Source organism: Campylobacter peloridis LMG 23910 (assembly GCF_000816785.1).
Classification (GTDB): domain Bacteria; phylum Campylobacterota; class Campylobacteria; order Campylobacterales; family Campylobacteraceae; genus Campylobacter_D; species Campylobacter_D peloridis.
In genome coordinates this window covers 1,158,807-1,179,525 of sequence record NZ_CP007766.1, presented here as the reverse complement: position 1 = coordinate 1,179,525, position 20,719 = coordinate 1,158,807, and the positions used below count along the sequence as shown (strand labels likewise).

Sequence of the window (20,719 nt, the reverse complement as noted above, 5' to 3'; positions counted from 1 at the left end):
AGTTAATATGGCTTATGTTGCAAAAGAAATAGAAAAAAAATGGCAAAAAATTTGGGAAGAAAATAAATATTTTGAACCAAAAGATGATTATTCTTTGCCTAAAAAATATATTTTATCTATGTTTCCTTATCCTAGTGGAAGAATTCATATGGGACATGTTAGAAATTACGCTATTGGTGATGCAATGGCAAGATATTATAGAAAAATAGGCTTTAATGTATTGCATCCTATAGGATTTGATAGCTTTGGGATGCCAGCTGAAAATGCAGCTATAAAGCATAAAATTCATCCTAAGAAATGGACTTATGATAATATAGATTATATGCAAAATGAGTTATTTTCTTTAGGTTTTTCTTTTTCTAAGGATAAAATGCTTGCCACTTCTGATCCTTTATATACAAAATTTGAACAAGAATTTTTTATAAAAATGTATGAAAAAGGTTTAATTTATACAAAAGAAGCTGAGGTTAATTGGTGTGAAAATGATAAAACCGTTTTAGCTAATGAGCAAGTTGAAGATGGAAAATGTTGGCGTTGTAATCATGAAGTAGTTAGAAAAAAGATGCCAGGTTATTATGTGAAAATAACTGCTTATGCTGATGAATTATTAAAAGATTTGGAAAAATTAAAAGGTAAATGGCCAAATCAAGTATTAATTATGCAAGAAAATTGGATAGGAAAAAGCAAAGGCCTTAGCTTTGATTTAAAACTTGAAAAAAATAATAAAATTCAGCAAGAAAGTATAAATGTATTTACAACTAGAGCAGATACTATATATGGAATTTCTTACATAGCTTTAGCACCTGAACATAATATAGTTTTAGATTTAATTAATAATAAAAATTTAGATGATAATGTAATAGAAAAAATAAAAAATATGCAAAATCAAACTCCAAGACAAAGACAAAGTTCTGAAAAAGAAGGATATTTTTTAGGTATTTATGCATTACATCCTTTAACAAATGAAAAAATTCCTGTTTGGGTTGCTAATTTTGTATTAAATGATTATGGAAGTGGTGCTATTATGAGTGTTCCAGCTCATGATGAAAGAGATTTTGAATTTGCTAAAAAATATAATTTAACTATAAAACAAGTAATAAAAAAAGATGACAATGATAAATTACCTTTTGTATTAAAAGAAGGAATTTTAATCAATAGTGCTGAATTTGATGGCATAGAATGCAATAAAGCAAGAAAATTAATAATACAAAAACTAGAAAATGAAAAAATAGGAAAAGAAATAACTAATTTTAAAATTAGAGATTGGGGCGTATCAAGACAAAGATATTGGGGAGCGCCTATTCCTATGATTAAGTGCGAAAATTGTGGAGTTGTTCCTCAAAAAATAGAAAATTTACCTATAACTTTACCAGATGATGTAATTATAAATGGAGAAGGAAATCCACTAGATAAACATGAAAAATGGAAAGAATGTATATGTCCAAAATGCGGAAAAAAAGCAAGCAAAGAAAGTGATACTTTAGATACTTTTTTTGAAAGTTCTTGGTATTTTGCTCGTTTTGCAAGTGATAATAAAACTTGGAAAGAAAAAGCAATAGATGAAAAAAGTGCTAATTATTGGATGAATGTTGATGAATATATTGGCGGAATAGAACATGCTATACTTCATTTGCTTTATGCAAGATTTTTTCAAAAAGTTTTAAGAGATTTAGGATATTTAAAAGATGATGAACCTTTTGATAGATTATTAACTCAAGGAATGGTTACTAAAGATGGTGCTAAGATGAGCAAATCTAAAGGTAATGTTGTAGATCCTGATTATATTATAGAAAAATATGGAGCTGATAGCGCAAGATTATTTATACTTTTTGCAGCTCCACCTGCAAAAGAATTAGAATGGAATGATAGTGCTTTAGAAGGAGCTTATAGATTTATAAATAAATTATATGAAAAAGCTATGAATTTAAGTAATGCATCTTTAAAAGATATAGATCAAAATTCTTTAAATAAAGAAGAAAAATATGCAAGGGCAAAAGTTTATGAAGCTTTGAAAAAATCAAGTGAAGTTTATGAGCAAACTTATGCTTTTAATACTTTAATAGCTTCTTGTATGGAAGCTTTTAATGCTTTAAATGCTATAAATAATGAAGATTTATTAAAAGAAGGATTTTATATCATTTTAAATGTTTTAGAACCTATAATTCCTCATGTTTGTTTTGAGCTTAGTGATTATTTGTTTAAATGTGAAAATTTTAGAAAAATACCTTTAAAAGATGAAGTATTTGTAAAAGATAGTTTTGAATTTGTAATTAGTATAAATGGTAAAAAACGAGCTCAAATTGAATTAAATAATTCTTTAAACAAAGATGAAATAATAAATTTAGCAAAAGAAAATGTTAAAAAATGGCTTGATGGAAAAGAAATTGTTAAAGAAATATATGTAGATAAAAAATTATTAAATTTGGTGATAAAATGAAAAAATATTTATTTTCTTTCTTAAGCTTTTTTTTGGTAGCTTGTGGGTATATCCCATCTTCACAAATGGCTAACAAAGTTTTAGGGGAAAATGTTTTTTTAAAGATTAATATTAGCAAGCAAGATCCTGAAAATAGTGTATATATTACAGATATTTTAAGAGAAGCAATGCTAAATAAACTAGGTCGTAAAATTGTAGATGAACATAGTGCAAATAGTTCTATCGTAGTTACCATGAAAAAATTGAATTTTACTCCTATGGTATATGATAGAAATGGCTATGTGGTAAATTATAAAGCAGAGCTTTATTTAGAATTTATCTTACAATATAAAAATGGAAAAAAAGAAATTATAAATACAAAAGGAAGTTATAATTTTGACATTAGTCCAAATTCTATCATCAGCGATCAAGCAAGATTTGAAGCAATAAAAAATGCTTCTAGCGAAGCTTTTGATGAGTTTATTTCTATCATAGCAATTAGAGGGTATTGATGGCAAGCCATATTAATGAGATTGCAAAAGAAACATTAATAAAATTAAAAGAGCGTAAATTATATCCAACTCCAGAAAATTATAGTGAGGTTTTTGAAGAATGTGCTAAAAAAGCTGGTGTTGCGAGTTTTAATAAAGCTAGAATTGAAAAATACACTAATTTACTAGATGAAATTTACAAACAAGAATTAAAAAGAAAAAGTATACATACTATTGATGAGTTTTTGATGTTTTTAGTTTCTAGGCTCAATAGACAAGTTAGCAAAAAATACGAAGATGTGTTTGCATTGCTTGAACTTATAATCCAACAACTTAATATTAGTAAAGACAAAAAGATAAAAGAAATAGTTCAAATTACTCAACATAGATTATCTCAAGCTATGGATATAGAAACTATTTATCTTTTGCGTGCAAAATGGAGAGAATTTAACAAGCATTATGAAGATAGTGAGTTGATAAAAAAACTAGAAGAAATTGGCATTAGATCTTTTTTGGATTTTCATTCTTTAGTTGAAAAATTAATTTTTATGCTAAAAGAGCGTTCGTATGAAAAACAAGCAGAGCTTTTACTTTTAGCTTTAGAACCTTTATTTGGAGATAGTAAAGAAATTGATCTTTTTAAAGAGAAATTAAAAGAGAATCCAAGATTGATATCAAGAAAAGAATTTGCTCATGAATTTTATTTAATGATGCAAAAAAAAGAAGCTATAGATCGATACTATATACAAAAAAATCTTTCTTTTTTTAATAAGCATTTAGAAAGTTTAAATGAGATGGTTTCTAAGCTTTATGATAATAGTCAAGAGGATGTTAAATTTATCAACACTTTAACAAAAGATGAAAACGGGAATGTGCAGGTTAATTTTGATATTTTAAAAGACAAACTTTTGTATGCTAATGAACAAATTGCACAGATAAAAACTCAAATTCAAGCTACAAGCGATGATGAACAAAGAGAGCAGTGGAGTCTTGCACAAGAGCTTAAAAAGTTAGATGAAAATTATAAATTATATGCGGTTAATTATTCTTTGAGTTTTTTTAAAATTAGCAATATCGAATATGTTATTAATACATATGGCATTGATAGTTTTAAAACTATTAGTGAGAAATTTAAAAAAATTCTAAAAGATTTATGTAAGGATATGGAAGAAATTTGGATTTTAGATGAAAATTCTTATTTGATTATACTTCCTGGAAAAAATTTAGAATATGCTCAAATTTTTATAGAAAAAGCATTAAAACTCATCGATGATTATAAATTTATCTATAAAGATGATATAGTAAAGCTTTCAATTGCAACTGCATGTATAGAAAAAAAAGATTTTCATGAAAACGATATTTTAAAAGAATTAATTAATAAAGCATAATATGAAATTTAAAAAATTTTTAAATTCAAAAGCAATTTTTTATCATAAAATCAGTAGATTTTTTATGTTTGCCATGTATAAAAAATACGAAGATTATCTTCCTAAAGTAAAAAATATACAAATTATTGGCACCAATGGTAAAGGTAGCACAGGTAGATTTTTAGCACTTTTGCTTTTAGAACAAGGTTATAAAGTTGGACATTATACGAGTCCGCATATTTTTGAATTTAATGAAAGATTTTGGTTAAATGGGCAGATTGTAAGTGATGAAATTTTAGAAAATGCACATAAAAATTTAGAAGAATTATTTTTAGAAGATCTAAATAAACTTAGTTATTTTGAATATGCTACTTTTTTATCTTTTTTTGTTTTTAAAGATTGTGATTTTATTGTTTTAGAAGCTGGAGTTGGTGGAGAATATGATGCAACGAGTGTATTTAAAAGAGATTTTTGTATTTTTACTAATATAGGTTTTGATCATCAAGATTTATTAGGTAAAAATTTAATTGATATAGCAAGAACTAAATTAAAAGCTATGAGTAATGAGGCGTTTATTAGTTTTAAACAAGATCAAAGTGTATTAGATTTAGCTCAAAAAATAGCAAAAATAAAAAATGTTAATTTGCATATAAATTTTTTAGATCAAAACAAAAACATTTACAAAGTTGTTCAAGAGTATATACAAAAAAATAACTTAGCTTCTTTTTTGCAAGATAATCTTTTTTTGGCTTTAGGTGCTTTTTTAAGAATTTGTAACAAAGATGAAAAGGCATTAATTTATTGTATAAAACATTTATTAAAACTTGATTTAAAGGGAAGATGTGAAAGAATAAAAGATAATTTATATATAGATGTAGGGCATAATGAAATGGCAGCTAAAGTTTTAGTTGAAATTTTCAAGGAAAAAAAAGTTCATTTAGTTTATAATTGTTTTTTAGATAAAGATTCTTATAGTATTTTAAAGGTTTTAAAACCTATTATAAAAATAGTAGAAATTTATCATTATGAAAGCAAAGAAAGAGCATTAGCTGGTGATAAATTGATTGAAAACTTAGAAAAATTAAATATCGAGTATCAAAATTTTTCTAAGATTCAAAAAAATAATTTATATTTAGTTTTTGGTTCTTTTATGCTAGTTGAAAAATTTTTAAGAGGTTATAGTGAAAGATAAATTTACACTGACCATAACAGATGTTAATGGTTCTAGACATTTTTTATTAAGTCAGATAATTAAAAAAGTAGTAATTTATTTTACTTCTTTTGTTTTTGTTGTTATTGTTTTGGGTGCATTGTATATTAATTATTTAGCAGAAAAAAGATCAGAATTGTTAAAAGAACAAGAAGCTTTATCGGCTAAAAATAGTAAACTTTTTTCACAAAATGAAAGCATGCAAAAAAGTTTAGAGGAAAAAACAGCACTTTATAGCGAGCTTCAAACTCAGCTTGCAGATATAGAAGATAATTTAGGATTAAAGCAAGATGAAAGTTTAGATATTCCTGAAAGATTAGAAAAAGTTAAATTAACTAATGATCAAGCGTATTTATTTTTAACTCAAATTCCAAATGGACATGTAATTCCAAATAATGGCATTACCGGTGATTTTGGATGGAGACATCATCCTATACTAAATAAAAAAGAATTTCATCCAGGGCTTGATTTAAGAGCAGCTTTAAAAACTCCTATACATGCTCCTGCTAATGGAGTAGTGGAATATGCTGGTTATAGTAATAATGGTTATGGTTATTCAGTAATTTTAATACATAATTTTGGTTTTAAAACAGTATATGCACATATGACTCGCCAAGATGTTGTTAAAGCAGGGCAATTTGTAAAAAAAGGAGATTTATTAGGTTATACAGGAAACACTGGACTTTCAACGGGTCCACATTTGCATTATGAGGTTAGATTTATTAATAAACTTTTAGATCCTAAAATTTTTATAGATTTAAACCGAAAAAATTATGAACAAATTTTTGATAAAGAAAGGAGAGTTCCATGGCAATCTTTAATAAAGGCTCTATTGCTTCAGTATCCGAAACTACAGTCATTTCAAACGGAGCAAAAATAGAGGGTAAGTTTTTCTTTGATTCAATGCTTCATTTAGATGGTGAAATCACTGGTGTGATTAATTCTTCTAATGTTATAGTTATAGGTAAAAGTGGAGTTTTAAAAGGACAAGTTAGAGCTAGTAAAATAGTCATTAATGGAATTTTTGAAGGAGAGATGAATGTTGATTCTTTGGAAATTTTATCAGGTGGTGTGCTTAATGGAAATATCGTAGTAAAACAATTAAGCATAGAAAATGGCGGAAAATTTAACGGAAGTAGTAAGATAATTGAAAAAGAAGAAGAGCTTGCAACTATAGATGTTAGTGTAGAAAATTCAGAAAATGCAAGCTAAGTTATATGAGTATTTATTAAACAATAAAACAGAACTTGTAATTTGCGAAGATGATAAAGAAGCAGATGAATTAGCTCAAGTTTGTTTGTTTTTAAAATTTAAAACCTTTGTTTTACCTGATTTTAGAGCTGAATTTGGTAGTGATTTACGCTCTTTTTCTAAAGAGCTTTTTGAAATTTGTAAGGTTTTAAATGCTTATCATAAGGAGAAAGAAAATAAAATTTTAATTTCTCCTATAAAGACAATTTTACAAAAATTACCTGGAAAAAATCACTTAAAAAATATTAATTTGAAAAGAAATTCATTTCTTGCTTTGGAAAAGTTTAAAGGAGAAATTTTACATTGTGGATATGAATTTGTAGATATAGTTCAAGATAAAGGTGAGGTTTCAATACGCGGTGATATTATAGATATTTTTGCGATTAACGAAGAACAGCCTTTTAGAATTTTACTTTTTTCAGATGAAATAGAAAGCATAAGGTATTTTGATATTCATACACAAAAATCTATTCCAAATGAAATTTCTAGTATTGAAATTTGTCCATTTTTGAGTGCTTTTAATCAAGAGCAATATGAAAAATTACAAGAAAGAATTCAGAATTTTCAGAGTCAAAGTATTATTAACGATGTTAATTCTTTAGGTTTTTGGTGTATAGATGATTTTTATGATTATTTAAAATTGAATTTTGTTAGTATAAAAAAATTTGATGTAGATGATTTTGAGCAAAATATTGATAAAATCAATCAAAATATTTTGCCTGAGGCAAGATTTTGTAAAGATTTGGTAAGTTCTTATAATTATGATTTTTTTAATTTACATAAAGAACAAAAAATTTTAGTTTTAGCCAAAAATGAAGCACTATTTAAAGTCTTAAATTTACAAGAATTTTCAAATATTGAATTTAAAATTTCTCAAGAAAGAATCAACCTAATAACTCAAGATAAGCTTATTGTATCTTTAAATAAAAAAGAAAAAATTAAAAAAGCCAGAAAGGCTAGTTTAATTTTAGATGAACTTAGAATAGGTGATTATGTTGTGCATGAAGATTATGGCATTGCTAAATTTTTAGGACTTGAAATTATTGCTATAGCGGGTGCAAAGAAAGAATTTGTTGCACTTGGGTATTTGAATAATGATAAACTTTTATTACCTGTTGAAAATTTATATATGATAGATAAATACATTGGTGCAAGCGGTGGAATTCCTTTGCTTGATAAGCTTGGAAAAGGAAGTTTTTTAAAATTAAAAGAAAAATTAAAAGAAAAATTATTTGCTATTGCTTCAAGTATAGTTTCTTTAGCGGCTGCTAGAGCTTTGATAAAGGCAAAAGAGTTAAAAATTTCTCAAAATTTGCAAGATGAGTTTATTAATAGTGCTGGATTTTTATATACTCAAGATCAAACAAAAGTTTGTCAAGAAATTACTCAAGATTTAAAAAGCTCTCAAGTAATGGATAGACTTTTAAGCGGAGATGTGGGTTTTGGCAAAACAGAAATAGCTATGAATGCTATATTTACTTGTGTAAAAAGTGGTTTTAGTGCTTTGTTTTTTGTGCCTACTACTTTACTTTCTACGCAGCATTTTAAAACATTAAAACGAAGGTTTAGGCCTTTTAATATAGAGGTTTTTAAGCTTGATCGTTTTACAAATATCAAGGAAAAAAAGCAAATTATGGCTTTCTTAAAAGAAAAAAAACCTTGTGTTGTGGTTGGAACGCATTCTCTTTTAGGAGTTGAATGTGAAAATTTGGGTTTGGTTGTAATAGATGAAGAACATAAATTTGGGGTAAAACAAAAAGAAAAACTCAAAGAATTAAGTAAAAACTCCCATATTTTATCTATGTCAGCTACTCCTATACCAAGAAGTTTAAATCAAGCTCTTAGCTCTTTAAAATCTTATAGTGTTTTGCAAACTCCACCTGAAGATCGCTTAGATGTAAGAACCTTTGTTAGAGAAAGTAATGATGCTTTGATTAAAGAAGCTATTTCAAGAGAATTAAGAAGAGCAGGACAGATTTTTTATATACACAATCATATAGCAAGTATTGATGGGTGTAAAAAATATCTTTTAGATTTATTTCCAAATTTAAAAATTTTAATCTTGCATTCAAAAATTGATGCAAAAACTACTGAAGAGGAAATGATTAAATTTGAAAATAAAGAATATGATTTATTACTTTGTACTTCTATAGTTGAAAGTGGTATTGATCTAGCAAATGCAAATACCATTATAGTAGAAAACTCAGATCGTTTTGGCATGGCTGATTTACATCAATTAAGAGGAAGAGTAGGGCGTAGTGCTAAACAAGGTTATTGTTATTTTTTAATTGAAGATAAAGAAAGGGTTACAAAAGATTCTTTAAAAAGACTTACGAGTTTAGAAAGCAATTCTTATTTGGGTTCAGGTAGTGTGCTTGCTTATCATGATTTAGAAATTCGAGGTGGTGGGAATTTATTAGGCGTGGATCAAAGTGGGCATATAGAGCAAATTGGTTATAGCTTGTATCTTAAAATGCTAGAAGATGAGATTAACAAACTGAGTAAAAAAGAACAAACTCAAGAGAAAAAAATTGATTTAAAACTCAATATTAATGCTTTTTTAAATAGTGATTATATTAGCGAAGATCGCTTGAGATTAGAACTTTATAGAAGACTTAGTAAATGCATGAGTGTGAATGAAGTATATGAGATAGAAAGTGAGATGAATGATCGTTTTGGTAAACCTGATGTTTTTACTAAACAATTTTTAGACTTAATTATTATTAAAATTCTAGCTAGCAATCATTATAAATTAGTGAGTAATTATGAGCAAAATATTTGTTTTGTTAAAGATGATGAGAGTAAAGAAGTTATTAAGGCAAAAAGCAAAGATGATGATGATGTGATTGAGGCTGTGTTAATGCATTTAAGAAAGAGTGAAAAAGCATGAGTGGGTATGAAATTTTTAAAGCTTTAATTAATGCAAATATTGAGTATAAAGATTTTGAATGGTTAGAAAATAGTAATTTAAGTGAATTTGAAATTTTAATTTCTGTGGTTTTAACGCAAAATACTAACTGGAAAAATGTATTAAAAGCTTTGGCAAATTTAAAACAAGCAAATATCACAAAATTAGATAATTTACAAAATTTAAGCACACAGGATTTAGCACTTTTAATAAAACCAAGTGGATTTTATAATACCAAAGCAAAATATATTAAAAATTTTATTCAAAAATATTTTCAAGATTTTAGTTCTTTTGAAATTTTTAAAGATGCGGTAGATAGAGAATGGCTTTTAGGTATTAAAGGTTTTGGTCAAGAAAGTGCAGATGGAATTTTAAATTATATATGCAAAAAAGAAGTTTTAGTGGTAGATGCTTATAGTGCAAAAATAGCTAATTATTTAGGCTATGAGTATCAAAGTTATGATGAATTAGCAGATTTTTTTAAAAAAGACATAGCTAAAAATCAGCAAGAATTAAGTATTTTGCTAAAAAAAGAATGTGAGTTATATGAGCTTTATCAAATTTTTCATGCTTTAATTGTTTCATTTTGTAAAATGCATTTTCAGGGTAAAAAAGTTTCTTTAGAAGGTGCTGCTATGTTAGATCCTTTAAAATTTTAAATTTATTTTTTATTTAAAAATCTACTTTTTTACTTTTAAAGTGCTATAATGTATTTAACTTCAATAAAAAAGGAGAAGTGATGAATACAAGTATAGTTGGAAAGCAATTTGAGCTAACTGAGTCTATAAAAGAGTATGTAGAAAAAAGTTTTGATGCTTTAAGTAAATACGGCTTAGATGTGATTTCTGCGCGTTGTGTTATAAGTGCTGATGAAAGGCATGGAAAAAAAGGATTTTGGGCTGAATTTAGCATTAATTTAGCTGGTATTAATACTGTAGTGGTTAAACAAAAAGATAAAGATTTATACGCTGCAATAGATTTAGCAATTGATAGAATTTCTAAAGTTTTAAGAAGATTACATGATAAAAATATTACTCACAAACATCAAGATGAGATAAAAGAAAGTTTTGTGTTGCCAAGTGTGGTAGAAGAAGATGAAATAGTCCCAACCGAACTTGAGTTGTATAAGCCTTTAGAAATTGAAGAAGCATTAGAAAAGTTAAAAGCAAGTAAAGATATATTTTTAGTTTTTAACGATATTGATGCTAAAATGAGAGTCTTATTTAAGAAAAAAGATGGAAAATTTGGTTTATATTAAAATAAAACCTAGCCTGATATAGGCTAGGTTAAAATATTTTATTAAAGATTTTATCAATTGCCTGATCAACTTTTTTACCTGTATTTTTAGCCGCATCACTTGTGTTTCCGCCTATGGTATTTGCAATAGAATTTATAACACTTTTTGTATCAAGGTTTACTTTAGGATCTTGCGTTGTTCCTTTTATTATACCTTTAAAATTTGCCCTATCAATGATAACATTAAAAGGTATATTTAATCTCGAACTCTTTGTATCAATTTTACCTTTGTTAACATCAATCTTACTACGATCTGCTAATAAATTTAAGTTTAAATCGATTATATTTTTATTGATATCAATTTTTGCTTGACCATTGCGATAAACATCTTTTGTAATGTCTTTTTGTAAAAGTATCATTAATGCGTTTGTGATAAGATTTTTTTTCAATTGTCCATCAGCTAAATTCATCAATATCACTCCACTTTCTTTTAAAAGATTATAATTGATATCCAAATTTGCTTTAGCTTGGTAAAAATCAGGTAAATCTAAACTTTGAGCTAAATTAGAAAGATCAGTATTTTGTGTTGTGGCATTAAAAATATTATTTTTCAAGGTAGCGTTTAATATGCCATTAAAAATATTTTTACTAACTATACTTGCGTCAATTAAATTGTTTTTAAAATCAAATTTACCTTCAAAGTCAGCTTTTCCTTTTAAATTTCTTTCTACTAAAAATCCAAGTTTTGAAAAATCTTGTAAAGAAATGTTATACATGCTTGTTAAAGCCTGTTGGTTTAGATCAAATTTTCCTTTAAAAGAATTAATATTTGCAAAAGAACTTAGAGCTTTAGCATTAAAATCAATAATAGATTTAGAAATTTTTCCATCAAGATTGATTTTTGCTGAAGTATTTTTTGGAAATTTTTTCTCTAAAAGTTTGGATAATTCTATATCGTTAAAAGAAGAATTAATATTTGCTTTAAAATCACCATTAAGATTGGTAAAGTCAAGTGAATTTAATTTAACATCGGCATTTATATCCCCATAAGCTAGAATTTTTTGTCCTACTAAAGGAAAAATTTGCTCTAATTTTATATCAGATATTTTAGCCTGTAAACTTTTACCATTTGATACTGCATTAATAACCCCTTGCATGATTTTTATATTTGCATCAAGGTTTTGAATTTGATTTGCTTTAAGATCGACTTTAGCATCTAAATTTAAAGGCCCATTAAGTTCTTGCTTGGTTAGTGGTTTTAGTTTATTAAGATTATCTATAAATGCACTAATTTGTGCTTTTAAATCCTTGTTGATAAGATGGTATGAACCTTTTAAGGCGGGAATTTTTGCTATATTAGAATCAAGTAAAGCTTCATAATTAATAAGTGAATTTTTAGCATCAGCTTTAGCTTGTAATGTGAAAGTTGTTTTTGGAAAATCTAAGCCGCTAAATTTTTTAAATTCTGCGGTGTTGATGTTTGCATTGTTTATTTGTGTGTTCAAATTAAAATTACTAAAATCTAGTCCTTGTGACTTTAAATCTAAAATTAATTTAGAATCAATAAAAGCAGGTATAGAAATAGTTTTTAAAAGCTCTGCAATTTCTATATTGTTAGTAGAAATATTTAATATATTATTTTCTAATAATGCCTTTATATTGCCTCCAAAGCCAAGTAAATTAGCTTTTAATTTTTGTAATTGATTATTTGCCAAAATTAAATCACCTTGAATTTCACTTTTACCTTGAAGTTTTATTTTGGCTAGAGATGAAAATTGATCCAAATCATCTAATTTTATATCAAAATCGCTAGATAGACTTTGTCTTTGGATATCATAAATGCTTTTTTGTGTGTATAATTTAAAAAAATTACTTAAAATTTCACTTTTTGATAAGAGTTTATTTTCTTGGATTAAAGATCTTATTTCACCTTTGATATAGCTTTGTTTTGGTAAAGTTAGATTAAAATCTTTTTGGATTAAAGCATTGTTTATAGAATTTGTATAAAAATAAATCAGAGCATTCCCATTAGGTTTTAGATCTTTTGCTTGTATATCGCTTACAATGCTAATTTTTCCTTGAGCATATCTTGGGAGATTGGCAAAATCTAAGACTTGAGCGATGTCAATATTTTTACCTATAAATTCAAGATTAATCGGAGAGAAATTTACAATTTTTGCATTGAGACTAAGATTAGAATCAAATAAAAATCCATTACCTTTTATTGTAAAATCACTACTTTTTCCTATAACATCTCCCTTGAAAGTAAAATCTTTATCGCTTCTTAAACCTAAATTTTTAATATAATTTTGATTTAATCCTAAAAGATAATTTATATTAAATCCTAATTTTAAAGGTGAAATATCTCCTTTGATATTGGCAAAAAAATTATTATCAATATTTGCTTTTATATCGAGTGTAGAGAAGTTAATTTTAAATGTTTCAAATTTGACATTTAAACCACTTTTTTGAGTAATAAGTTGTTCAATTCTTGGTTTTAAAAACGCATTGCCAATATTTGTAAAAAGTAGTGTATATATACTTAATAGTATAAAACAAAATATACCTAAGATGGTGAAAAGAATTTTTTTCATGACAAACCTTTATAGTAATATATCATATAAGTTTAGTTATATTGGCTAAACTTATATGATATATTTTACTTAATTTATTGACAATTTACTTTATTTTTTATATAATATTATCACTCAAAAACAAAGAGTGCTAATAATAACTCATTTTAGAAAGGATAGAAAAATGAATTTTCAACCTCTAGGAAAGCGTGTATTAGTTAAACGCGTTGAAGAAACTAAAACAACTGCTTCAGGTATTATTATACCAGATAATGCTAAAGAAAAACCATTAATGGGTGAAGTTATAGCTGTAAGCAAAGAAGTAGAAGATATCAAAGCAAATGATAAAGTTGTATTTGCTAAATATGGCGGAAGTGAAATAAAACTTAACAATGAAGAATATTTAGTTTTAAATACTGATGATATTTTAGGAATTTTAAATTAAGGATAACAAAATGGCAAAAGAAATATTTTTTTCAGATGAAGCAAGAAACAAACTTTATGAAGGTGTTAAAAAATTAAATGATGCAGTTAAAGTTACTATGGGACCAAGAGGCCGTAATGTATTGATACAAAAAAGCTTTGGTGCTCCTACTATCACAAAAGATGGTGTTAGTGTTGCTAAAGAAGTAGAATTAAAAGATTCTTTAGAAAATATGGGTGCTTCTTTAGTAAGAGAAGTAGCTAGCAAAACAGCTGATCAAGCTGGTGATGGAACAACTACAGCAACCGTTTTAGCTCATGCGATTTTTAAAGAAGGTTTAAGAAACATAACAGCTGGAGCAAATCCTATAGAAGTTAAAAGAGGTATGGATAAAGCTTGCGAAGCTATAGTAAATGAGCTTAAAAAATTATCTCGCGAAGTAAAAGACAAAAAAGAAATAGCTCAAGTTGCTACAATATCAGCAAATTCTGATGAAAAAATAGGAAATTTAATAGCTGATGCTATGGAAAAAGTAGGCAAAGATGGTGTTATAACCGTTGAAGAAGCAAAATCTATAAATGATGAATTAAATGTAGTAGAAGGTATGCAATTTGATAGAGGATATTTAAGTCCTTATTTTATAACAAATGCTGATAAAATGCTAGTTGAATTACAAAGTCCTTATATATTGTTATTTGATAAAAAAATAACAAATTTAAAAGACTTATTGCCTATATTAGAACAAATTCAAAAAACAGGAAAACCTCTTTTAATAATAGCTGAAGATATAGAAGGAGAAGCTTTAGCAACTTTAGTTGTGAATAAATTAAGAGGTGTTTTAAATATATCAGCTGTAAAAGCTCCTGGATTTGGTGATAGAAGAAAAGCTATGCTTGAAGATATAGCTATTTTAACTGGTGGTGAAGTTATTTCAGAAGAATTAGGTAGAACATTAGAAAGTGCTACTATACAAGATTTAGGACAAGCATCAAGTGTTATAATAGATAAAGATAATACTACAATAGTAAATGGTGCTGGCGAAAAAGCAAGTATAGATGCAAGAGTTAATCAAATCAAAACTCAAATCGCTGAGACAACAAGTGATTATGATAAAGAAAAATTACAAGAAAGATTAGCAAAATTAAGTGGAGGAGTAGCTTTGATAAAAGTAGGAGCTGCTACAGAAACTGAAATGAAAGAGAAAAAAGACAGAGTTGATGATGCATTAAGTGCTACAAAAGCTGCTGTTGAAGAAGGTATAGTAATAGGCGGTGGAGCTGCGCTTATAAAAGCAAAATCAAAAATTAGCTTAAATTTACAAGGTGATGAAGCAATAGGTGCTGCAATAGTAGAAAGAGCTTTAAGAGCACCTTTGAGACAAATTGCTGAAAATGCTGGATTTGATGCTGGAGTGGTAGTAAATACGGTTGAAAATAGCAAAGATGAAAACACAGGATTTGATGCTGCAAAAGGTGAATATGTAGATATGATACAATCAGGTATTATAGATCCTGTAAAAGTAGAAAGAGTTGCTTTATTAAATGCTGTTTCTGTTGCTAGTATGCTACTTACTACTGAAGCGACAATAAGTGAAATCAAAGAAGATAAACCTGCTATGCCTGATATGAGTGGTATGGGTGGAATGGGAGGTATGGGTGGAATGATGTAATATTCCTCTCTTTTTTTCTTTTTAAGTATTTTAGTTGCCTTTTTAAGGCAACTTTTCTTCTTTTTTATATTTATGGTATGTTTTTACTTTTGTTGTATTATTATGTAAAATTGGCAATAGAGGCTTTAGATGAAAAATTTAAAAGAAGAGCAATTTTGTAATTCTAAATATGTTAAACCAAAAAGATATACTTATATAGGTAAAGATAATAAAAAATATACTTGGGATTTTATAGAAGCAATGGATAGTGTTTCTGTGTTTTTGTATCATACTCAAAAAGATGCTTTTATTTTTGTAAAACAATTTAGGATTCCATTGTGGGATTATCAAAAACGCCACAATTTGCAGCCAAATGAATTAGGTTTTAGTATAGAATTATGCTCAGGACTTGTAGATAAAAATTTAACCTTAGAAGAAATTGCTATAGAAGAATGTGTTGAAGAGCTTGGTTATCAGCCAAAGCATATAGAAAAAATAGGTGAATTTTACACAGGATTTGGTTCAGGAGTTAATAGACAATTTTTATATTTTGCAAAAATTAACGAAAATGATAAAGTTAGCAATGGAGGAGGAATTGATGGAGAAGATATTCAAGCTGTATGGGTAAAAAAAGATGAATTTGAGCAATTTTCAAAAAATAATCCTATCAAGACACCTTTGCTTGAATATGCTTATTTATGGTTTAAGGGTAAAAAATAAAATTTACCCTTAGTTTTCTTCTTTATTTTCTATGGTTGTATCTTTTTCATCAAGCATTTCTTTGAAAATTTCAAATAGATCTTCAGAAGCTTTTTCAGCATTGATGCATTTATCGATGATTTGGTTTTGAACAAGTTTATTGGAACTATCCTCTTGGCTAGCTAAAGTTATTGCTTGATTCATATTTTCGTGAACTTTTTGATGAGGTAAATTTATTTTACCAAAAGCTCTATTGTTAGAGAATCTTTCTTTGCCAATTCCTGCTATCCATTTTGCTAGCCTACAACTTAAATGATCAGATAGTGTTTTACCAGAAGCATGTATAACTTCGTTGTAGCCATTTAATTTAAAGGCAATATGATCTAGCTTTGCAAGTGAAATAAAAATTTCAGAAGTTATACTTTTTGCATGAGCACTGGTGGAATTTGCATTAGAGATTAATTGGGTAAATTTACTAGAAAATTGAACGATATGTTCATTAGATTCTAATGAAACTTTTTCAACTTGCTCACTTTGTCCATACATTTCATCAGCATTTTGTTTTAGTAAGTTAATGTTTAACTCAACCTCAGAGGTAGCTTTTTGTGTTTTTTCTGCAAGTTTTCTAACTTCATCCGCAACAACAGCAAAACCTCTACCATGTTCACCAGCTCTTGCAGCTTCAATAGCAGCATTTAATGCTAAAAGATTGGTTTGATCAGAAACATCTTTGATTAAGTTAATTACATTGGTTATTTCATCTACGCTTCGATGTAAATTTCCTGCTGTATCTCTTGAGCGATTAGCTGATTCTATAATACTTTGAAGCGATGAAATAATAGATTGAGTGATAGAGTTTAACTCTTGCATATCACCTAATGAAGAATCAGAATATTGCGAAATCATCTCAGCTTTATTAACATTTTCTTGCATATCACCTTGAACATTTGCTATACCTTTTAGAACTCCATTGAGCAACATTTCTAAAAGATGTGTTTCAAGATCTGTTTTACCAAGATCTTTTTGAATTTCTTTTTCATATTTTTCTATTAATTCTTTTTTTTCTTGATGAAGTTTTTTATTTTCTTCTTCCAAAAGCTGAATTTTATTTTGTAATTCTTCATAATCTTGTTTTGAAATTTTGTTTTTTCCAAACATTGTTATTCCTTGGTTTTTGTTTGATGGATTATTTTTTATAATTTGATAAATAAGTGTTTAACTCATCTTTTAATCTTAATTTTTCTTTTTTTAAACTAGCTATTTCCAAGCTATCTAAATGAATTCTGCCTTCTTCAGCATCTTTGATTTTATGATCTAAATCATTGTGCTCTTCAAACAATTTATCAAAGTGTTTATCCTTGCCTTTTAGCTCTGTGATTAAATCTCTAAATTCATGCAACATTGTTTTCCCCTTTTTTATTAATATAAAGCTAATTATAATCTAAATATATTAAATGTATTTTAATTCATCTGGTTTATGCTTGTTTTTGATAATTTTTTTAGCTATTTTAATGCTATCAGCCGTGCCAACTAATAATAATTTAGCACCAGTCCCAATAAGAGTATCTCCTCTTGGCATAGGAGTAAATTTTTTATTTTCTAAAATTCCTACTATACTTACATTTGCCATATCTCTTAAGTGTATTTCTTTTAATCTTTTAAATCTAACCCAAGATTCATCAGGTATTTTTACCTCTTCAAGATCAATAGGGCTATTTTTCTTATAAAGATAGTTTTCTAATAAATTTTCCATATCTGGTCTTGCTGACATAGCACTAAGTCTTTGTGCAACTAATTTTGTTGCAGAAACTATAGAATTTGCACCAAGTTTTTTTAATTTTTCTGTTTCATCTTCATTACTTGAACTTGCTAGAATAAAATAAGGATTAATCCTTTGAAGTTCTTTTTCAAATAATCTTACTGAAGCTATAATAGCAATATTATCAGCTATATTGCTGCTAAGGGTTATTACACCTTTTGCGCTTGAAAGGTTTGATTTTAAAAATGCTATATTTGTATGCGGAGCACTTTCTATATAATAAGGGTAGTTATATTTTTCTGCAATTTCACTGAAATTTTCAATTTCATCTACAACAACAAATGGTATATGATTTTCCCTAAATTGCTGAGCTAATTCTATGGTAAAGTCGTTGTGATAACATATAACAAAATGATTTTTTAATCTAGCAACTTTATGAAGCATTCTTCTTTCCTTAATGATTTTAGACAAGACACCTTTTTTTACTATTTCAATCACCAAACCCATGCAAAAAGTAAATATAGTAAAAGTAGATAATACATATATAACGGTAAAAATTCTTCCCGCTGTTGGTATAGGATTTACTTCGGTATAACCTAAAGTAGTAAAAGTCATACCTGCTTGATAAATAGCATCGTTTAGATTGTAATTGCTTGTTAACATATAGCCAAAAGCTCCAATTAAAGTCATCATTACAACGGCAATAAGCGGAATTCTTAAAAATTTAAGTTGCTCATAAAGCTCATCGTTTAGACTAATTGAAGGTTTTGGAGAAGGGGACCAATTGAGGAATTTTTGAAGCTTTTTTAAAAAAGACATTGCAATTCCTCTGAGTTAGTATTACAAGGATTATTTATTACTTTGTTTTTTAAGAGTTCTTAAAGTTGAAGCAGCAACTCTAACTTTTCTAGTTGTTCCATCTTCTAAAGTAATACGGATAGTTCTTAAATTTGGTAAAAAGCGTCTTTTTGTTTTATTATTAGCGTGGCTAACATTGTTTCCTACCATAGGTTTTTTTCCAGTAATTTGACACATTCTTGACATAAATTTTCCTTATAAAATAAAAATATTTTTGGCATTTTATCTAAAATAAGCTTAAAAAAATCAAATATTAAAAAAATAAATAAAGAAAAATTGATATAAGATATGTTAGAATTATCTTTTTATTATAGTGGAGAAGAAAATGTATGTGGCACCAAGTTTACTTTCTGCAAATTTTTTAAATTTAGAAAGGGAAATTAAAGAAGTATGTGAAGCTGGAGCAGATTTATTGCATATTGATGTTATGGATGGACATTTTGTTCCAAATTTAACTTTTGGACCTTGCGTGATAGAAAATATTTCAAAGATTACTTCTGTGCCATTAGATGTGCATTTAATGGTGCATAATGTAAATGATTTTATAGATTTATTTATACCTATTAAACCTAAATTTATAAGTTTTCATATAGAGGCTGAAAGTCATCCTATTAGAGTGTGTGAATATTTGAAAAAAAATAATATTCATCCAGCTATTGTTTTAAATCCACATACTCCAATTTCAAGTATAGAGCATATTTTGGAATTTGTAGATATGGTGCTTTTAATGAGTGTTAATCCAGGTTTTGGTGGACAAAGTTTTTTACCATTAGTGTATAAAAAAATTCGTCAATTAAGAGAGATGATAGATAAAAATAATTTGAAAGTTTTTATAGAAGTAGATGGTGGGGTTAATGGTTTAAATGCACCTGATTTAGATGAAGCGGGTGCTGATATTTTAGTAGCTGGTAGTTATATATTTTCTTCACAAGATAAAAAAACAGCAATTAACTCTTTAAAGCTTGAATTTTGAGTCAGCAACAAATTGATGAATTAATTACAAAATTAAGTAAGGAAAATAAACCATTTCCTTGGGTTTTAAAAGAGCTTGAAAAAATAGAAGAGTTAAAGCATTATGATTTTGATGTTTATATTTTTGAACTTTTAGGTCTTGGGGTTGAACTTAATGCACAAAATTGTTTGTGTTTAAAAACTAAAAATACAAAAATAAAAGATGAAATTTTTTGTGTTGTAGATATTGAAAGTACTGGAAGTATAAAAAACGGCCAAATTTTAGAAATAGGTGCAGTAAAAATTCAAAATTATAAAGAAATTGATCGATTTGAAAGCTTGATTAAAGTTGATTTTATACCTGAAAATATCACAGAATTAACAGGTATTTCTTTGGATATGATAGAAAATGCACCTTCTTTAAAATTTGTATTAAATCAATTTAAACTTTTTTTAAAAGATAGTATTTTTGTGGCACATAATGTGCGTTTTGATTATAATTTTCTTTCAAAATCTTTGTATGAGAATGATTTTGGTGTTTTATTAAATAAGAAATTATGCACAATAGATTTAGCAAAAAAATGCATTGAAAGTCCAAAATACGGACTTGATACCTTAAAAGATTTCTTAGGTATAAAAAATCAACATCATAGAGCTTTAAATGATGCTTTAGCAGCAAGTGAAATTTTAAAGTATTGTCTAAAAAAAATTCCTTTTTATATTAAAACCACTGAAGAATTGTTACATTTTAGCAAGCAGGCAAAAAATCAATTGAAAAAATAAATTTTTGTTTTAGTTTTATTGATATACTAATTTTTGCATAAATGACGGGAGCTTGTGTTACAGGCTGAGAGTAAGCTAAAAGCTTAGACCGAACCAGAACTAGATAATGCTAGCGTTGGGAAAATTTATCTCACATACCCTTCAT

The 20,719-nt window shown here is 27.1% G+C and carries 19 protein-coding genes and 1 riboswitch; of the genes, 14 read left to right on the top strand and 5 right to left on the bottom strand.

Annotated elements, in window-relative coordinates:
• The first annotated feature begins 7 nt into the window (after positions 1 to 7).
• From leuS to hpf, 9 genes are all read left to right on the top strand, one after another.
• Positions 8 to 2,437 (top strand): leucine--tRNA ligase, encoded by a 2,430-nt coding sequence (gene leuS, locus CPEL_RS05795; protein ID WP_044598992.1) that lies wholly within the window; start codon positions 8 to 10, stop codon positions 2,435 to 2,437.
• Entirely contained in the window at positions 2,434 to 2,928 is a 495-nt protein-coding gene (lptE, locus tag CPEL_RS05790) for an LPS assembly lipoprotein LptE (RefSeq protein ID WP_044598991.1), read from the top strand. Before leuS ends, lptE begins: the two co-directional genes overlap by 4 nt.
• Complete coding sequence (locus CPEL_RS05785) at positions 2,928 to 4,295, top strand: hypothetical protein (RefSeq protein ID WP_044598990.1); 1,368 nt, start codon at positions 2,928 to 2,930, stop codon at positions 4,293 to 4,295. Before lptE ends, CPEL_RS05785 begins: the two co-directional genes overlap by 1 nt.
• A gap of 1 nt (position 4,296) precedes the next feature.
• A complete protein-coding gene (locus CPEL_RS05780) occupies positions 4,297 to 5,466 on the top strand; it encodes a bifunctional tetrahydrofolate synthase/dihydrofolate synthase (RefSeq protein ID WP_044598989.1) in 1,170 nt (389 codons plus the stop codon).
• Positions 5,453 to 6,364, top strand: coding sequence for a zinc metallopeptidase, M23 family (locus CPEL_RS05775; RefSeq protein WP_049984594.1), 912 nt, complete (start codon positions 5,453 to 5,455; stop codon positions 6,362 to 6,364). The genes CPEL_RS05780 and CPEL_RS05775 overlap by 14 nt, the downstream gene beginning before the upstream one ends.
• Complete coding sequence (locus CPEL_RS05770) at positions 6,292 to 6,696, top strand: bactofilin family protein (protein ID WP_044598987.1); 405 nt, start codon at positions 6,292 to 6,294, stop codon at positions 6,694 to 6,696. The genes CPEL_RS05775 and CPEL_RS05770 overlap by 73 nt, the downstream gene beginning before the upstream one ends.
• Positions 6,686 to 9,625: a transcription-repair coupling factor gene (locus tag CPEL_RS05765; protein WP_044598986.1), complete on the top strand. Its 2,940-nt coding sequence runs from the start codon at positions 6,686 to 6,688 to the stop codon at positions 9,623 to 9,625. The genes CPEL_RS05770 and CPEL_RS05765 overlap by 11 nt, the downstream gene beginning before the upstream one ends.
• The gene (locus CPEL_RS05760) at positions 9,622 to 10,302 is read left to right on the top strand and encodes a 3-methyladenine DNA glycosylase (RefSeq protein WP_044598985.1); all 681 of its coding nucleotides are present in this window, start codon (positions 9,622 to 9,624) and stop codon (positions 10,300 to 10,302) included. The genes CPEL_RS05765 and CPEL_RS05760 overlap by 4 nt, the downstream gene beginning before the upstream one ends.
• A gap of 80 nt (positions 10,303 to 10,382) precedes the next feature.
• Positions 10,383 to 10,901 (top strand): ribosome hibernation-promoting factor, HPF/YfiA family, encoded by a 519-nt coding sequence (gene hpf / locus CPEL_RS05755; protein WP_044598984.1) that lies wholly within the window; start codon positions 10,383 to 10,385, stop codon positions 10,899 to 10,901.
• A 28-nt stretch (positions 10,902 to 10,929) separates the two neighbouring features.
• On the opposite strand, the gene CPEL_RS05750 is transcribed toward hpf, so the two are convergent.
• Positions 10,930 to 13,473 carry a translocation/assembly module TamB domain-containing protein gene (locus CPEL_RS05750; protein ID WP_044598983.1) on the bottom strand — a complete coding sequence of 848 codons (2,544 nt, stop codon included), beginning with the start codon at positions 13,471 to 13,473 and terminating at the stop codon, positions 10,930 to 10,932.
• A 163-nt stretch (positions 13,474 to 13,636) separates the two neighbouring features.
• Between CPEL_RS05750 and groES the strand changes: the two genes are divergently transcribed.
• From groES to CPEL_RS05735, 3 genes are all read left to right on the top strand, one after another.
• Complete coding sequence (gene groES / locus CPEL_RS05745) at positions 13,637 to 13,897, top strand: co-chaperone GroES (protein WP_044598982.1); 261 nt, start codon at positions 13,637 to 13,639, stop codon at positions 13,895 to 13,897.
• A gap of 10 nt (positions 13,898 to 13,907) precedes the next feature.
• Complete coding sequence (gene groL, locus CPEL_RS05740) at positions 13,908 to 15,545, top strand: chaperonin GroEL (RefSeq protein WP_044598981.1); 1,638 nt, start codon at positions 13,908 to 13,910, stop codon at positions 15,543 to 15,545.
• A 129-nt stretch (positions 15,546 to 15,674) separates the two neighbouring features.
• The gene (locus CPEL_RS05735) at positions 15,675 to 16,244 is read left to right on the top strand and encodes a nudix-type nucleoside diphosphatase (protein WP_044598980.1); all 570 of its coding nucleotides are present in this window, start codon (positions 15,675 to 15,677) and stop codon (positions 16,242 to 16,244) included.
• A gap of 9 nt (positions 16,245 to 16,253) precedes the next feature.
• Here the strand turns inward: CPEL_RS05735 and CPEL_RS05730 are convergent, their stop codons facing one another.
• From CPEL_RS05730 to rpmB, 4 genes are read right to left on the bottom strand one after another with little or no spacing between them, the layout of a single operon-like run.
• Positions 16,254 to 17,381, bottom strand: a complete 1,128-nt coding sequence (locus CPEL_RS05730; protein ID WP_044598979.1) for an MCP-domain signal transduction protein — start codon at positions 17,379 to 17,381, stop codon at positions 16,254 to 16,256.
• Between the two features lie 28 nt (positions 17,382 to 17,409).
• Positions 17,410 to 17,625, bottom strand: coding sequence for an HP1242/YdcH family protein (locus tag CPEL_RS05725; protein WP_044598978.1), 216 nt, complete (start codon positions 17,623 to 17,625; stop codon positions 17,410 to 17,412).
• 48 nt (positions 17,626 to 17,673) lie between these two features.
• The gene (locus tag CPEL_RS05720; protein WP_044598977.1) at positions 17,674 to 18,801 is read right to left on the bottom strand and encodes a potassium channel family protein; all 1,128 of its coding nucleotides are present in this window, start codon (positions 18,799 to 18,801) and stop codon (positions 17,674 to 17,676) included.
• Positions 18,802 to 18,831: 30 nt separating this feature from the next.
• Positions 18,832 to 19,026: a 50S ribosomal protein L28 gene (gene rpmB / locus CPEL_RS05715; protein ID WP_044598976.1), complete on the bottom strand. Its 195-nt coding sequence runs from the start codon at positions 19,024 to 19,026 to the stop codon at positions 18,832 to 18,834.
• 139 nt (positions 19,027 to 19,165) lie between these two features.
• Here rpmB and rpe point away from each other — a divergent pair, with 139 nt between their 5' ends.
• Both rpe and CPEL_RS05705 read left to right on the top strand, forming a co-directional pair.
• Positions 19,166 to 19,813 (top strand): ribulose-phosphate 3-epimerase, encoded by a 648-nt coding sequence (gene rpe, locus CPEL_RS05710; RefSeq protein ID WP_044598975.1) that lies wholly within the window; start codon positions 19,166 to 19,168, stop codon positions 19,811 to 19,813.
• Complete coding sequence (locus CPEL_RS05705; RefSeq protein WP_044598974.1) at positions 19,810 to 20,574, top strand: 3'-5' exonuclease; 765 nt, start codon at positions 19,810 to 19,812, stop codon at positions 20,572 to 20,574. The genes rpe and CPEL_RS05705 overlap by 4 nt, the downstream gene beginning before the upstream one ends.
• Before the next feature lie 34 nt (positions 20,575 to 20,608).
• Positions 20,609 to 20,713, top strand: a riboswitch (TPP riboswitch).
• Positions 20,714 to 20,719: the final 6 nt, after the last annotated feature.